Here is a 256-nt window from a genome sequence, read left to right on the forward strand (position 1 = left end):
GAATGAATGTGCGGTTTTTGTAAGGCTCACAGGGCCCGATATTCATGGCTGTTTCAAGCTAGGCAGCGCCGCTTTGCCTTGCGCGGTCAGTACTGGTTCCAATTGCGCCCACGTGAAGCTCAACTCGTTGTCGCAGCCGTCGCCCGTGGCGGGCGTGGAGAGTTGCAGGCCTTGGGTGTTGAAGCTCAGGTCGAAGGTGGAGTAGCTGGTCACCGCCGGGCAGCCTTCGTCGGTGGTGGTTTGCTTGGCGAGCCAG

At 60.2% G+C, this 256-nt stretch carries 1 protein-coding gene; it reads right to left on the reverse strand.

The features are described from left to right. Positions 1-42: 42 nt before the first annotated feature. Positions 43-256: hypothetical protein (locus tag KZZ04_RS19870; protein WP_219423982.1), on the reverse strand; the 214-nt coding region annotated here is incomplete at its 5' end.

Origin of the sequence: Pseudoalteromonas sp. CR1 (assembly GCF_019392235.1) — a bacterium.
GTDB lineage: Bacteria > Pseudomonadota > Gammaproteobacteria > Enterobacterales > Alteromonadaceae > Pseudoalteromonas.